Genomic DNA, 13260 nt, shown 5'->3' with positions numbered 1-13260 from the left:
GGCTGCCCGCGGCAGCCTGGTGGTGGCACGCCCAGGATGAACAGGCACTGCCCACTGCGGCGCCCCGGGCCGCAGGATCGGGGTCATGGACATCAGCAGCGCCCAGCCGAAGCAGACGAAGCAGACGAAGCACATGATGCAGATGAAGGCAGTGACCATCCCCGAGTTCGGCGAGGCCGAGGTGCTTCGCCTTGCCTCGATCGCGGTGCCCGAACCGGGCCCGGGCCAGGTCGCCGTCGACGTGGCTCACGCGGGCGCCAACTTCGCCGAGGTCCTCTACCGGCGCGGCGTGGTCGACGTGCCGCTGCCGTTCGTGCCCGGCATCGAGGTGGCGGGGCGAATCCGGGCCGTCGGGGAGGGTGTCGAGGGCCTGACTGTCGGGCAGCCGGTGGCGGCGCTCACCATCGTCGACAGCGGCGGCTACGCCGAGGTCGTGGTCACCTCCGCGGACCTCGTGGCACCGCTGGACGGCCTCGGCATCGGGACGGACGTCGCCGCGGCGCTGCCGTCCAACAGCACCACTGCCTTCCTCGTCCTCGACCGGGTGGCCCGGATGCAACCCGGCGAGAGCGTGCTGGTCCATGCGGCGGCGGGCGGCGTGGGCAGTCAGCTCGGCCAGGTTGCCCGGCTACTGGGTGCCGGCCGCGTGGTCGGCACCGTCGGCAGCGAAGCCAAGATCGAGACCGCCCTCGGCTTCGGCTACGACGAGGTGGTCCTGCGGGACCGGGTCGAAGGCGCCGGCGCCTTCGACATCGTGGTCGACATGGTCGGCGGTCCGGCCCGTCGCTCCGGCCTGGACCTGCTCGCCCCCATGGGACGCCTGGTCGTCATGGGCAACGCCTCGGGCGCCGACGACGTCGGCATCCCGGCCAACGAGCTGTGGTTCACCAACAAGACCGTCTCCGGCTTCAACCTGGCCGCCTTCTCCGCCACCTTCCCCCATGACGCGGGCCACGCCCTGCGCCGCGCGGTGGCAGCCGCCGCCACGGGAGAACTCCGCGTACAGGTCGAGACCCTCCCCCTGCACGAGGCGGCCGAGGCCCACCGACGCATCGAGTCGGGCACGACCACGGGGAAGCTGGTGCTGGAGGTCGGGGAGTACTGATGGAGCTTGGGGCAGCACTGATGGTGCCTGGAGGGGGTGGGTGAGAGTGAGTGGGGGTGCGCGAGCCGGCTGGGGTCCGGCCCGTGGTCGTCACGACCGGCGGCCGCCAGCCCCCTTCGGGAACCCGTGCACCAGCAGCAGGGCCGCCACCGCCGCAGCCCCCACCGCCCCTATCGCTCCCGCCGCCCCGGCCGACCGGAAGCCGCCGGAGGAGCGCCACGACAGCACCGACCACTGGGACTGCGCGGAGAGCACCGACCCTTTGCTCAGCCACGAACCGGCCGAGATCAGCGAGAGCGCGGAGCCGATCGATCCGACGGACAGGGCACTTCCGATCGACCCGAAGGACAGGGCCGAGCCGACGGACCCGATGGACAGCACCGACCCCACCGAGCCGATCGACAGCACCGAGTCGTGCGACCACAGGGACAGTACGGACTCCGAGGAACGGTGCGACGTCCCCGGCGCGGCAGACGAGGTCTTGGTCATGAGCCCATCCTGCCCACGGAACGGGCCCCGCGGGGCCCCGGCGACCGGATCGCCCGACGATCCGTACCGCCGCTGCCGCTACCGGAGGTCACTCCTGCGTCGGTGCGTTCTTCTTCCCCACGAGCACCAGCGCCGCCCCGCCGATCAGTACGAAGGCGATGGCGATTCCCGCGATCAGCGGAGTGGTGCTGGAACCGCCGGTGTCCGCGAGGTTGGTGTCGTCGGCGGTGCCGCCCCCCGCGGTCGCGGGGCTCGGTTCGCTGAGGATCTGGGTCGCGTCGCCGCTCTCGTTGCCCTGCGTCAGGCAGTCGAGCGTGCCGGTGAACCGCTTGGTGAATCCGCCCGGACCCTTGATCGTGAAGTCGTACGCCTGGTCCTCCTGCAGCGGGATCGTCACCGTGCGGGACTCTCCGGCCGGGATCGTGTACTCCGTCCCCATCAGCTCGAAGGTGAACGCCTCGTCGCCCCCGTTGGCGGCCGCGATGTCCACACCGCCCTTGGCGCAGTCCTTCACCGCCGACAGCGCAGGTATGGCCCCCTGCTTCGCCCAGGTCGCGGTCGCCGGCGCCGAGACCGTCGACTCGCTGGAACCGGCCAGGATCTGCGTCTGGCTGCGGGTCTCCGAGGTGAAGGCACGGCCCACCGGCACGGTGGTCGAGGCCTGCACGGTGATCGCGGCTGATCCGCTGTCCGCGTCCTTGGGCACGTCGAAGAAGAGCCGGCTGCCGTTGACCGCGGACGTGACCGGCTTGCCGTCCTTGCCCACGATCCGCACCCCGCTGGTCGCCGCGTCCGCCGGCGGCGTCACGGCCACACCGGCCGCGTTGGTGTGCACGGTCACCGGGCCGAGCAGTTCACCGGGGTGACCGGAGACCGCGGGCGGGTCGAGCCGGAGCGACGCCTGCGGCTCCGGCAGGTCGACGGCGCTCTTCTCGAGATAGGCCGCGAGCCTCTCGGCCTGCGGGTCGACGGCGTCGACGTCGGCCCCGTCCGAGTAGCGCCAGATGGCCACCTGGGTCCCGGCCGCCGCGTCCTGCTCGGTCAGACCGCCGTTGACCCCGGCCTTCGCTGCGAGCGTCGCGAGGTCGTTCACCTGCGGGTAGGAGTTCTGCAGGATCCAGCGGATCCTGCCGGCGTTCTTGTTGGCCCCCAGCGAGGTGCCGCTCCAGGCGGTCTCGTGGTACTTGGCCTCCCGCTGCGTCGGGTTGTGCAGATCGATGCAGTACGTCTGCAGGGTGCCGCCGCCGTCGACGGACATCTCGAACAGGCCCGCCGAGACCTGCTGGTCCCCGGTCGTCTCGTGGATCACGGCGGCGCCGTACGTCTTGAGCCCGCCTATCGTGGCCGTGGCCCCGCCCTGGTTCTGCGTCGTCTCCGTCGTGTCCGCAGCGGCCGTACCGGAACCGGTGAACACACCGACGGCGACCAGACCGGACACCAGCGCCGCGGCGGCGGTGCGGGCCGCACCCCGCCTGCGCGCGGACGGCGCGAAGAAAGAAGAAAACACCAAATTCCCCTTCGAGCAGGACCATTGACGTGGGGGTGTGGTCCCACCAGCAGAATCAGAAGCCCCGAGAGCTGTCCCGGCATCCTAGGGACGCGTCCGCGCCACGCTTGCCGGTCATACCGTCGGACAAGCGATCCGACTCGGAATCGTTATCGCCAAGAGAGCTCCAGACGGCCTGTGAGCAGGGCTTATCGACAAATCCACCGGACGGTTCGGAACGCATTCACCGATAAGCCCGCAGTCCGGTCAGTCCTGGACAGCACCTGACATCACGTCACCGCCGCCGGTTCCCACTCCTGTTGTGGCGCCGGCGCCTCCGAGTCCCCCGGTGCCGTCTCCCAGTTGGGCTCCGTCTGCTGCGAAGTCGGGGCGCTCGTCCCCGGTTCCGGCCTGCCCGTGCGCCGGAAGGCCGACGTCCCCCGGGTGAGGTCGTGGCCGATCGCCACCGCCTCCAGATCCGCCGAGGTCCAGTTCTGTCCCTCGCGCGTCTCCGAACGCACCTTGAGCCTGCCCTGCACGATGACGGGATCACCCACGTTGAGCGACCCCGACACGTTCATGGCCAGCTGCCGCTTCGCCCACACCGTGAAGAAGTTGGTGTGGCCGTCGGTCCACTCGTTCTTCTCGCGGTCCAGATAGCGCGAGGTCACCGCCAGCCGGAAGCGTGCCGAAGGTCCCGTCCCCAGCTCACGGAACACCGGCTGCGTCGCCACGTTCCCCACTGCGCAGATGAGCGTCTCGTTCATCACGACCCCCTCCGTCGCCCGGCCTGCGGGGCCGGACGGACATGCCTACGGGCCCGTCCCGTACGGCTGCGTCTGCCGGGCGATCTCGCCTGCCGTGATCGCCGCACCGCCAGATTGCCTCCGTCGGGCCGAGCCCGCTGAGCCCTGTGGAACGTCCACCGCCTGTGGAAAACTCCTTCACCCTCACGAGTGGCGAGAGGACGACCCCGACGAGTGATCACCCGCCGGGAGACCGAGCGTCACACTCCCGAACCAGGTCCCACCCCACTTCACCCCGCCCCACCTCACCGAGGCGCAGTCACCACCCCCGTCACCCGCCCGTACTGCTCGCGCACTTCCCGGTACCGCAGCAGTTCCGCCGCCACCGGATCCAGCACTCGCGCCCGCCCGCACCCGGCGGCCGCCTCCCGCAGGCGCCGTTCCGCTTCGGTGCCGTAGCGGCGGGCCGGGCCGCGTGCCGCCATGCGGCAGCTCCACTCGACGATCGGGCCGCCGACGATCCCGGCCAGCATCAGCAGCACCGGCACGCCCAGGTTCGGCGCCATGAACCCGATGATCTGCCCCAACAGCCAGAGCCCGCCGACGACTTGGAGCAGGGTCATGCACGCCTGGATCAGCACCGCCGCAGGCCACCAGCCGGGCCGCGGCGGCCGCCCGGGCGGCAGACCAGCCCGTGCCGCCAGTTCGTCGAGCGCCTCGGGCAGACCCTGTGAGCCGCGTACGGCCGCCTCGCGCACCGCCTGCGCCCAGGGTGCGGGCAGCCCGGTCGAGGCCCGGTCGGCCAGCGTCCGTACCGCCTGCTCGACCCGTTGACGCGCCGTCGACTCCGCGTCCTCCGGGGTACGCAACGACAGTCGACCGGTGACCGGTTGAGACCGGTCCTGGTACCACCGCCACAGTCGCAGCCAAGGAGTCCCGCAGGCGCGGTTGGCGTTGCGCAGCCATGCCCGTTCGGCCGCCTCGCCGGCGGCGGACGCGCCCACCGCGTCCGCGAGCCGGGCGGCGAACTCGTCGCGCGACTCCTCGCTCAGGCCGGTCCGCCGCCGAGTGGCGTACACGGGCCGAAGTCCGTCCGCGGCGGCGTCCAGGTCGGCCGAGATACGGCGCGCCGGGGCCCCGCGCTCGGTCACGAACTGCCCCAGCACCTCGCGCAGTTCACCGATCCCCTCCCCGGTGAGCGCGGACAGGGCGAGCACGGTGGCGCCCGGTTCGCCGTACTCCCCCAGCGCGATCCCGTCCTCGTCGAGCAGCCGCCGCAGGTCGTCGAGGACCTGGTGGGTGGCGTCGCCGGGCAGCCGGTCGATCTGGTTGAGGACGACGAACATGACCTCCGAATGACCCGCCATGGGCCGCAGATAGCGCTCGTGGAGGACGGCGTCGGCGTACTTCTCGGGGTCCACGACCCAGATGACGGCGTCGACGAGGGCGAGGACGCGGTCCACCTGCTCGCGGTGCTGTACGGCCGCGGAGTCGTGGTCGGGCAGGTCGACCAGGACGAGCCCGCGCAGCTGTGCCTCGGCCTCGGGGCTCTGCAGCGGACGCCTGCGCAGCCGGGGCGGGATGCCGAGCCGCTCGATCAGACTGGCGCCGCCGTCGCTCCAACTGCACGCGATGGGCGTGGCCGTGGTGGGCCGCCGTACGCCGGTCTCCGAAATGGGCACCCCGGCGAGCGCGTTGAACAGCTGCGACTTGCCGCTGCCCGTCGCGCCCGCGATGGCGACGACGGTGTGCTGCCCGGAGAGCCTGCGCCGCGCCGCCGCCTCGTCCAGCACCCGGCCGGCCTCGGCGAGCGTCCGGCTGTCGAGCCGGGTACGCGAGAGCCCCACGAGTTCCCGCAACGCCTCGAGCCGCGACCGCAGCGGCCCGTCGTACACGAGTGGCCCCGCGGGCAGCGCGCTCTGCACCCGGACCTCCGCCACGGGCACGCGCTCACCCCTGGCGTCCTCCTCGGACACACGCCGCGCGATCAGCCCGTCGTCCCAGGCGCCCGCGGACTCCGCGGACTCCGTGGAGGAGGGATCCGTACGAGCAGAGTCCGTGCGCCGGTAGTCCTCGTCGCGCTCCACGCGCGCGTGGCGGCCCTTCTCCGGACCGTCGGGACTGCCGGGACCGCGGGGGCTGCCGGCCTTCTGCGGGCGCCCGTTGTCGCGCGTGCCGCCGCCGACCTCTCCATGGGCACCCTCTTCGGACGTGCCCTTCTCGCTGGCACCCGCCTCGGACGTGCCCTCCGCAGCAGTGCCCTCTGCGGAGGTCCCGTCTTCTGGACGCCCACCCCCGGCGGCACCGTTGTCCCCCGCGCGATCGACGTGTTCCGTGTGGTCCTGGTCAGTGACGGCAGTCACCGGTCACCTCTCCTTCTGCAGTACGGACAGCGCGGCGATGAGTTCGGCCTGGGATTCGGGATGGACGTCGAGCGCGTCGAGCGGTGCGAGACAGCGCTCGCGTTCGGTGTGCATCACGCGGTCCAGGGTCTCGGTGAGCAGCCGTCCGCCCCGGTCGCGCAGCCGCAGCGCCCCGTGCGCGCCGATGCGCTCGGCGAGCCGTTCACCGGCCGCGCGCGCCCGGCGGCCGCCCAGCAGCACGGTGGCGACGAGGACAGCGACCATCTCGGGGTCCGGCGCGACGCTGCGGTCGAGCTCGCGGACCTCGTCCTCGGAGTACTCCTCGAGTTCGCGCCGCCATCGCCGAACGGCGATCCCGATGCGATGCTCGGGGCTCTCCAGGGACGGTTCGCGTCCGGTCAGCTCGGGGGCGCGGGCCGCGGGTTCGCGCCGCCAGGCCTCCGCGACGCGCTCGTCGGCCGCGGTGACGGCACACAGCATGAGGGCGGCCAGGCTCTCCACGAGAGCGTCGAGGAGCTCTTGGCCGGAGCAGTCGAGGGGGAAGGCCCGCCACCGTTTGAGGGCGTCCCCGGCGAGCACCGCGCCGGCCTGCAACCGCCCCCGCACGCGCGCGTGCTCGCTGTCGTACGCCGTGTCGACGGCCGAGGTGAGTCGCAGGGCGGCCGCGTACTGGGCGGCGGCCGCACTGGCGAGTTCGGGCATCCGGACTTTGAGGGAATTGAGCACTCCCTGTGCGGTACGGGTCATGGCGTACTGCCGGGCGCCCGGGTCCTGCGCCAGGTGCACCAGCCAGGTCCGCAGGGAGGCTACGGCGGAGGCCGGCAGCAGTCCGCTCCCCCAGGCCGACTCGGGCAGTTCGGGCACGGTGAAGCGCGGCACGTCGCCGAGGCCGGCCTTGGTGAGCAGTGCGCCGTACTGCCGGGACACCTCGGAGACGACCTGGTGCGGCACGCGGTCGAGCACGGTCACGAGGGTGGCGTCGTACTCCTTGGCGGTACGCAGCAGATGCCAGGGGACGGCGTCGGCGTACCGCGCGGCCGTGGTGACCATGATCCATACGTCGGCCGCGCAGACGAGTTCGGCGGCCAGGACGCGGTTGTCGGCGACGAGGGAGTCGACGTCGGGGGCATCGAGGAGGGCGAGCCCGCGCGGCATGGTGTCGGCGGTCTCGACGCGCAGCACGCGCGCGGGGTCCTCCCCGGGGAGCAACAACTCGTCCCCGACGTCCCGGTGGGGCGCCCACACGCGCGTGAGGTCGGGCAGCACTCTCATCCCGCTGAACCAGTGATGGTCCTCCGGATGGCACACCAGAACCGGCGTCCGCGTGGTCGGGCGCAGCACGCCCGCCTCGCTGACCCGGCGGCCCACAAGGGAGTTGACGAGGGTCGACTTGCCGGCGCCTGTGGAGCCGCCCACGACGGCCAGCAAGGGCGCTTCGGGGTCTCTCAACCGGGGCACCAGATAGTCGTCCAGCTGGGCGAGCAGTTCGTCGCGGTTGGCACGCGCGCGTGGAGCCCCCGCCAGGGGCAGCGGGAAGCGTGCGGCGGCGACACGGTCGCGCAGGGCGGAAAGTGCGTCGAGCAGCTGAGGCCGTACGTCCAAGGTCACCACATGCGAAGAATGCCCAATTTTAGGGGAATTCTGAAGCATATGAGCATGTCTGCGCGCCGACCGGACACAAGGGACGCAAGGGATGACTGGGACGGAGGCACAGTCCAGGCATAACGAGTGCACAACACCCGGTGCGCGAGGGCCCAAAAGCGATGCACGATTCGCACCTGCCTGCGATTATCAGGACCGCTTCACCGAACCTCCACATCGAGCCACGGAGGCGAAGCGACAGGGACAAGGACACGGGAGCCCTATCCTTGTCCCCGGCAACGTCACGGATCAGCCCACACCCGGGCACCCACGACAGCGGCCACACACCGGCCCCCGTAGCTCAGTGGATAGAGCAGGCGCCTTCTAAGCGCTTGGCCGCAGGTTCGAGTCCTGCCGGGGGCGCGCCGTCTCCGCCCTCCTTCGGGAGGGCTTTTTTGCTGTTCGGGCGGGTGCTCCTCCCGAAAAGTTCCCGGAGTTTCGGTGTGGTCTCTCTGCCGTCGCCGCGGGACGACCACGTCGCCACAACCGAATGGATGGGGGCAAAACGGCATACAGGTTGAAGGAGCGCTGGATATCCGATCATCCTTACCGCCATGAGTCTCGCCTCCACCTCCTTCGACGTGCCCGACATGGGCGAGTACGCACACGACTGGGCCCTGGTCGACGTGGAGACGTCGGGCCTCATGGCCCGTCGAGATCGCGTGCTGTCCGTCGCGGTGATCACGATCTGTCCGGACGGCGAGCAGACCGGGGAGTTCTCGACCCTGCTCAATCCGGGTTGCGATCCGGGACCGGTGGAGGTGCACGGGCTGACCATCGAGCGGTTACAGGGTGCGCCGAGCTTCGACCAGGTCGCCGGGCGAATCGGAGCGATGCTTCAGGACCGGGTCCTGGTCGCCCACAACGCCCAGTTCGACTACGACTTCCTGGCTTACGAGTTCGCCCGCGCGCGGATGTGGCTGCCGGTGTCGCAGCGGCTGTGCACCCTGGCTCTCAATCGCCAGGTGGATCCGCCGACGGACGACATGAAGCTCGGCACACTCGCCGCCCACTACGGCGTCCCCCAGCAGCGTGCGCACGATGCGCTGGACGACACCCGTGTGCTGGCCGGTATCCTGCGGGCCTCCCTGCGTGAGGCAGCGCGGCTGGATCTGCCCCTGCCGCTGGTGACCTGCCCGCCCCGGGCGGAATCGCAGTTCACGCCGCAGCCGCCGAAGACTCCTTGCGCGTACCGCAATCCAGGACGGCTGGTTCCCGGCGGGCCTCTCCAGCAGGGAATGAAGGTCGCGATCACTGGCGAGACCGCCCGCGCCCGGGCGGAGTTGGTAGGGCGGGCGGTTGCCGCCGGGCTGAACATGATGACCTCCGTCAGCCGGCACACCAGCGTGCTGGTCACCAATGAACCGGCGTCCGGTTCGGCAAAGGCGCGACGCGCACTCGCCGAAGGCGTGCCGGTCATCGACGAGCACACCTTCCTGCGGTTGCTGGCCGACGTACGACCGGGGACAACGCATGAGGCGACGGCCGTCGCTGTCGCCCGCGCGGCTGAGCCGGAAGCAGAACCAGTCGTCGGGCCCGTGGAGTCGGCGCCCACCACGACCTCTACCGCATCCGTCCCGCAAGCCGCGGCCCTCCCCACTGCCTCCCCCGGCGTGCCAGTACCCGCTCCGCGCCGACCGGTGCCCTCCGTCGGCACCTTGGACAAGCCTCTGGCCGGGCGTCGCGTGCTGGTGCTCGGCGGCGTGCATGCCGATGCCGCGGCGGCTCGCACCCGGATCGTCGAACTGGGCGGGTCCGCGGCGATCAACCTGTCCGCCGGTGTCACCGACGTCGTGCTCCTGGAGGGAGGGCGGGGCGACCGGCGCATGAGCCGCATCACCGCTCTCGAACTCCCCGTGCACGACGTCCACTGGCTCACCGCCCCGACCGCCACCGCCCTGGCCGCGGCGACGCTCCGGACTCAGGAGCCGCACGTGCTGCCGAGAGGAGGCGTCATCGACCTGCCCATGCCGCACGGCAGACCCGCGCCGGAGTGGTACGTCACCGCCGGCTGGGCCCCGCAGTCCGGCTTCGAGATCGATGTCGTCGCCTTCCTCCTCGACGAGGACGAACAGGTCACGTTCGACGAGGACTTCATCTTCTACGGAGCTCCGGAGAGCCCGGCCGGGACTGTGCGGCTACTGACCGGCGGCCCCGCGGAGCAGACCATCGCCCTTGACCTGGCCTCCCTGCCGCCCGCGACACGCAAGGTCGTCGTCGCTGCCGCCATCGACGGCACCGCCACCTTCGGGACGGTCGGCGCGATCCAGATCGGTGCGGCCCCCGGCAGCAACGGAGCACCGCTCGCCCGGTCCACCCTGGACGCCGCCACCACCGAACGCACCATGCTGCTCGCGGAGATTTACCGCAGGGGTCCGATCTGGCGCCTACGCGCCGTCGGCCAGGGTTACGACCACGGCCTCGATGCTCTCGCACGCGGATACGGCGTCGACATCGCCGAATGAACGCCGGCGCCCGAGACGAAGGTCCGTGCGTCTCCTGGGTCAGGGTCAGGCCCGGCGACGCGGTGTGGGGGTGAGCCCAGGCTTCAACCATGGCATGCTCGCGGCCGGCCCGGCGGGCAGTCGTTGGGGGCCTTCGATGCGCTGCTGGAGTTCGGCGAGCTGCCGCACCTGGCGGGCCTGGGGACGCAGGACGTACGGCCCGTCCCGTTCGTACCGGCCGACGATGCCCGCCGGCGAGGAGTCGAAGAAGGCGAGCGCCGCGTATGCGGCGTTGCCCGCCGTCGCCCTCGTACGCCGTGGAGAACAGCTCGGGCACGGGTCTGCCCAGCATGTGCTCCAGAACCCGGCAGGCGTCAGGGCGGGGCAGAGTCAGCAACAGATTTCGCGGATCACCCAAGCAGCCACGCCCTCCGGCGCCTGACGACACCGTAGACCTGCTCGATCTGCGGAGCCGTGAGCTTGCCCGAGAGGGGCGCCGACGCCGACACCCTCGCGCTCCCGCTAGATCCGCACGGTGTACTGCGTCACGGCTCGGTGCCATGCGGGACACCTTCGAGGCCAGCCATCTGCCCGCGCACCCAATGCGCGTCCTCCACACATGGCAGCAGCCGAGCATGAGCCCTGCAAGAGCGCCGTGCGGTCAGAGATTTGGTGCGATCATCGCCGGCATGGATGAGGGGACGGCGGCGTTAGTCGCAGGGTTCGCGGGACTCGCAGGGGCACTGGGAGGTGCCTTGATCGGTGCGGTGGCAGCTATCCGCGGCGCGCGGATCGGGGCAGAGAAGGCTGCGGAAGCCGCACGGCAGCAGGTTCAGGACCAAGCATCGGCCGACCACAACCACTGGCTACGACAGCAACGGTTGGAGGCTTACACCACACTTCTCTCCGCCTACGACGCGCACGTGGCGGTTGCGTTTCGCATCCGTCAGAGGCTCACGCCCTCACCCGCTCGGACGCCCCTGTCCGGTGAGGAACTTCAGGAGCTGCTCACGACGGCGCGCGCGATCCGACGAGAGAGGCAGCGAGTCAAGTTGGTGGGCCCAGGACTGGTCCACTCAAGAGCCGTAGAGCTGGAAGACGCGATGTGGAGCCACCGGGACGTTCTCATGGCGCTCACCGACGCCGTGAACAGCTCATCTCCAGAGAGTCAGCGCCTGTACGCCGAGGAAAGGGACGAACAGGGCGCCATGGCATCGACCCATGACGCCTTCGTCCGGGCAGTCGGCACGCTGTTCGGATCGCATGAGATCACGTCGGCCCAATCTCCTCCCGCAGGCGGCTCGCAGGGAGCCCGCTGACGATGCGTCAGACACTGCGTCAGGCACCGTGCCCCCACACCCCCTACGAAGCCGAATCCTTCTTCCCCCCAGCCGCCGCATACGCCTGAGCCGGAGTCATCGGAACCCCGTTGATCTGTACGGTCTTGTACGGGCTGACCTGGGCGCAGCTCTTGGCCTTGTCTGCGGTCTGGGCGTGTGCGTCGGCCACGGCTGCGTGCGTGTCCGAGGAGTTGCCCGAGCCTCCCGTGCCGTCCGACGAACCCCCCGAGTCCCCCGCGCCCCCGTACGACGTCCCGCTCGGCCAGTCGCTGCCGATCACCAGCACCACCCCGGACGCGCTCCCCTGTGTGAGGTGCGAGGCCGGTAGGCCGAGAGCGGCGGCCGTCGTCCGGGCTTGGGCCTGCTCTCCCGGGCCGTAGGTGATCGTCGTTCTCGCCGACTGCGCGGGGGCGTTGCCCGTCGTGGTGTTCGGGCTGAAGCCCTTGGCGATGAGGGCCTGGGCGATCGTGGAGGCGCGGCCGCCGGTGGTCGTGCCGTTCTGGACCTGTACGGCGACCTCGGAGGCCGGCACGGTGGCCGTCGGCGACGGGGAGGCGGACGGTGACGCCGGGGACTTCTTCTTGCCGCTGCCCGACGTCAGGGACTGGTCGTCCGCGATGGTCGCGAAGAGCGCCTTCGCGGCGGCCGCGGGCACGACACGGTCCTTGTTCGCGGGGTCGGCCGCGGTCTGCATGGTGGTGAACGTCATCCTCTTCGACGGCACCTTGTTCAGGTCCGTCGCCAGATCCACGAGCTTTTTGACGCTGCCGAGACCGGTGTCCACGGTCAGCGCCTTGGTGGCCGCGTCCGCCAGCGAGTAGACCTTCCTCGGGTCGGCCAGCGTCTTCGCGCTCTTGAACTTGCGGATCATGGCGCCGAGGAAGAGGTGCTGGGAGACGGTACGCCCAAGGTCGCTGCCGTCGCCGAAGCCGTGCCGGGAGCGGACGAACTCCAGTGCCGCCTCGCCCTTGAGGGTGTGCGTGCCCTTGGCGAGTTTGAGGTGCGAGTAGGTGTCGTAGACGTTGTCGCTGACGCACACCGACACCCCGCCCACGGCGTCGGACATCTTCACCACGCCGGAGAAGTCGAGCATCACGAAGTGGTCGATGGTGATGCCGGTGAGCTGGTGGACGGTGGCGACCTGGCAGGCGGCGCCGTACTGCAGCGCGCTGTTGATCTGCCCGTAGTAGCCCGCCGTCGACTGCCCGCTGTCCGGGTCCTTGCAGGCGGGCACCCGGGTCATGGTGTCGCGCGGGACGCTCATCACCGTGGCGTTGGAGCGGTCGGCGGAGACGTGCACGACCATCTCCACGTCCGCGTTGTGCCCGGCGGTCGAACTCGCCGAGCCGCAGCCGCCGCCCAGTTTGCAGTCGGCGGCGTTGTTCCGGCCGTCCGATCCGATCACCAGGATGTTGATCGGGGTCCGGCCGAAGGCGTCCGCCTTCTCCTGGCCGCCCTTGCCGTCGATCCCGACGCTCTTGATGTTGCCGTTCAGATGCTGGTACAGCCAGGCGCCCGTCCCGGCGGTGACCAGGATCAGCGCCGAGACCGTGAGCAGGGCTATGCGGCCCAGCCGTTTGCGCCGGGTGACGGGCCTGGCCCGGCGGCCCGCGCGGCGCCCCCGGCCGTGCGCCGCCGCCTGCCGG

Annotated in this window: 9 protein-coding genes and 1 tRNA gene; 4 read left to right on the top strand and 6 right to left on the bottom strand. The window is 70.9% G+C overall.

What is annotated here, in order from left to right:
- Nucleotides 1-85: 85 nt before the first annotated feature.
- Nucleotides 86-1105, top strand: a complete 1020-nt coding sequence (locus JYK17_RS37060; protein WP_234547835.1) for a quinone oxidoreductase family protein — start codon at nucleotides 86-88, stop codon at nucleotides 1103-1105.
- A gap of 90 nt (nucleotides 1106-1195) precedes the next feature.
- Here the strand turns inward: JYK17_RS37060 and JYK17_RS37055 are convergent, their stop codons facing one another.
- The 5 genes from JYK17_RS37055 to JYK17_RS37035 form a co-directional block, all read right to left on the bottom strand.
- On the bottom strand, nucleotides 1196-1594 hold the full coding sequence (locus JYK17_RS37055) for a hypothetical protein (protein ID WP_108014748.1): 399 nt from the start codon (nucleotides 1592-1594) through the stop codon (nucleotides 1196-1198).
- Nucleotides 1595-1682: 88 nt separating this feature from the next.
- A complete protein-coding gene (locus tag JYK17_RS37050; RefSeq protein WP_222812121.1) occupies nucleotides 1683-3101 on the bottom strand; it encodes a Cys-Gln thioester bond-forming surface protein in 1419 nt (472 codons plus the stop codon).
- Nucleotides 3102-3370: 269 nt separating this feature from the next.
- Nucleotides 3371-3847, bottom strand: coding sequence for a single-stranded DNA-binding protein (locus tag JYK17_RS37045; protein WP_222812105.1), 477 nt, complete (start codon nucleotides 3845-3847; stop codon nucleotides 3371-3373).
- Nucleotides 3848-4131: 284 nt separating this feature from the next.
- Nucleotides 4132-6189 (bottom strand): YfjP family GTPase, encoded by a 2058-nt coding sequence (locus tag JYK17_RS37040; RefSeq protein ID WP_128802872.1) that lies wholly within the window; start codon nucleotides 6187-6189, stop codon nucleotides 4132-4134.
- A gap of 3 nt (nucleotides 6190-6192) precedes the next feature.
- Nucleotides 6193-7800: a dynamin family protein gene (locus JYK17_RS37035; RefSeq protein WP_108014752.1), complete on the bottom strand. Its 1608-nt coding sequence runs from the start codon at nucleotides 7798-7800 to the stop codon at nucleotides 6193-6195.
- A 320-nt stretch (nucleotides 7801-8120) separates the two neighbouring features.
- On the opposite strand from JYK17_RS37035, the gene JYK17_RS37030 reads away from it, so the two are divergent.
- The 3 genes from JYK17_RS37030 to JYK17_RS37020 all read left to right on the top strand — a co-directional run bounded on the left by JYK17_RS37030 (nucleotide 8121) and on the right by JYK17_RS37020 (nucleotide 11593).
- Nucleotides 8121-8193, top strand: a tRNA-Arg gene (locus tag JYK17_RS37030).
- Between the two features lie 191 nt (nucleotides 8194-8384).
- Nucleotides 8385-10295: a TerD family protein gene (locus JYK17_RS37025; protein ID WP_222812104.1), complete on the top strand. Its 1911-nt coding sequence runs from the start codon at nucleotides 8385-8387 to the stop codon at nucleotides 10293-10295.
- A gap of 668 nt (nucleotides 10296-10963) precedes the next feature.
- Complete coding sequence (locus JYK17_RS37020; RefSeq protein WP_128802871.1) at nucleotides 10964-11593, top strand: hypothetical protein; 630 nt, start codon at nucleotides 10964-10966, stop codon at nucleotides 11591-11593.
- Between the two features lie 43 nt (nucleotides 11594-11636).
- Here JYK17_RS37020 and JYK17_RS37015 read toward each other — a convergent pair.
- A partial coding sequence (locus tag JYK17_RS37015) for an LCP family protein (protein WP_261996559.1) occupies nucleotides 11637-13260 on the bottom strand: 1624 nt, incomplete at its 5' end.

This window comes from Streptomyces plumbidurans (assembly GCF_019857225.1).
GTDB lineage: Bacteria > Actinomycetota > Actinomycetes > Streptomycetales > Streptomycetaceae > Streptomyces > Streptomyces plumbidurans.
Note: the sequence above shows the minus strand (reverse complement) of the source record. Positions and strands in the feature narration are given on the sequence as shown.

Excerpts from the sequence above, each read along its gene's own strand:
- JYK17_RS37060 (WP_234547835.1), top strand. The coding sequence starts at position 86 with ATGGACATCAGCAGCGCCCAGCCGAAGCAGACGAAGCAGACGAAGCAC.
- JYK17_RS37055 (WP_108014748.1), bottom strand. The coding sequence starts at position 1,594 with ATGACCAAGACCTCGTCTGCCGCGCCGGGGACGTCGCACCGTTCCTCG.
- JYK17_RS37045 (WP_222812105.1), bottom strand. The coding sequence starts at position 3,847 with ATGAACGAGACGCTCATCTGCGCAGTGGGGAACGTGGCGACGCAGCCG.
- JYK17_RS37025 (WP_222812104.1), top strand. The coding sequence starts at position 8,385 with ATGAGTCTCGCCTCCACCTCCTTCGACGTGCCCGACATGGGCGAGTAC.
- JYK17_RS37020 (WP_128802871.1), top strand. The coding sequence starts at position 10,964 with ATGGATGAGGGGACGGCGGCGTTAGTCGCAGGGTTCGCGGGACTCGCA.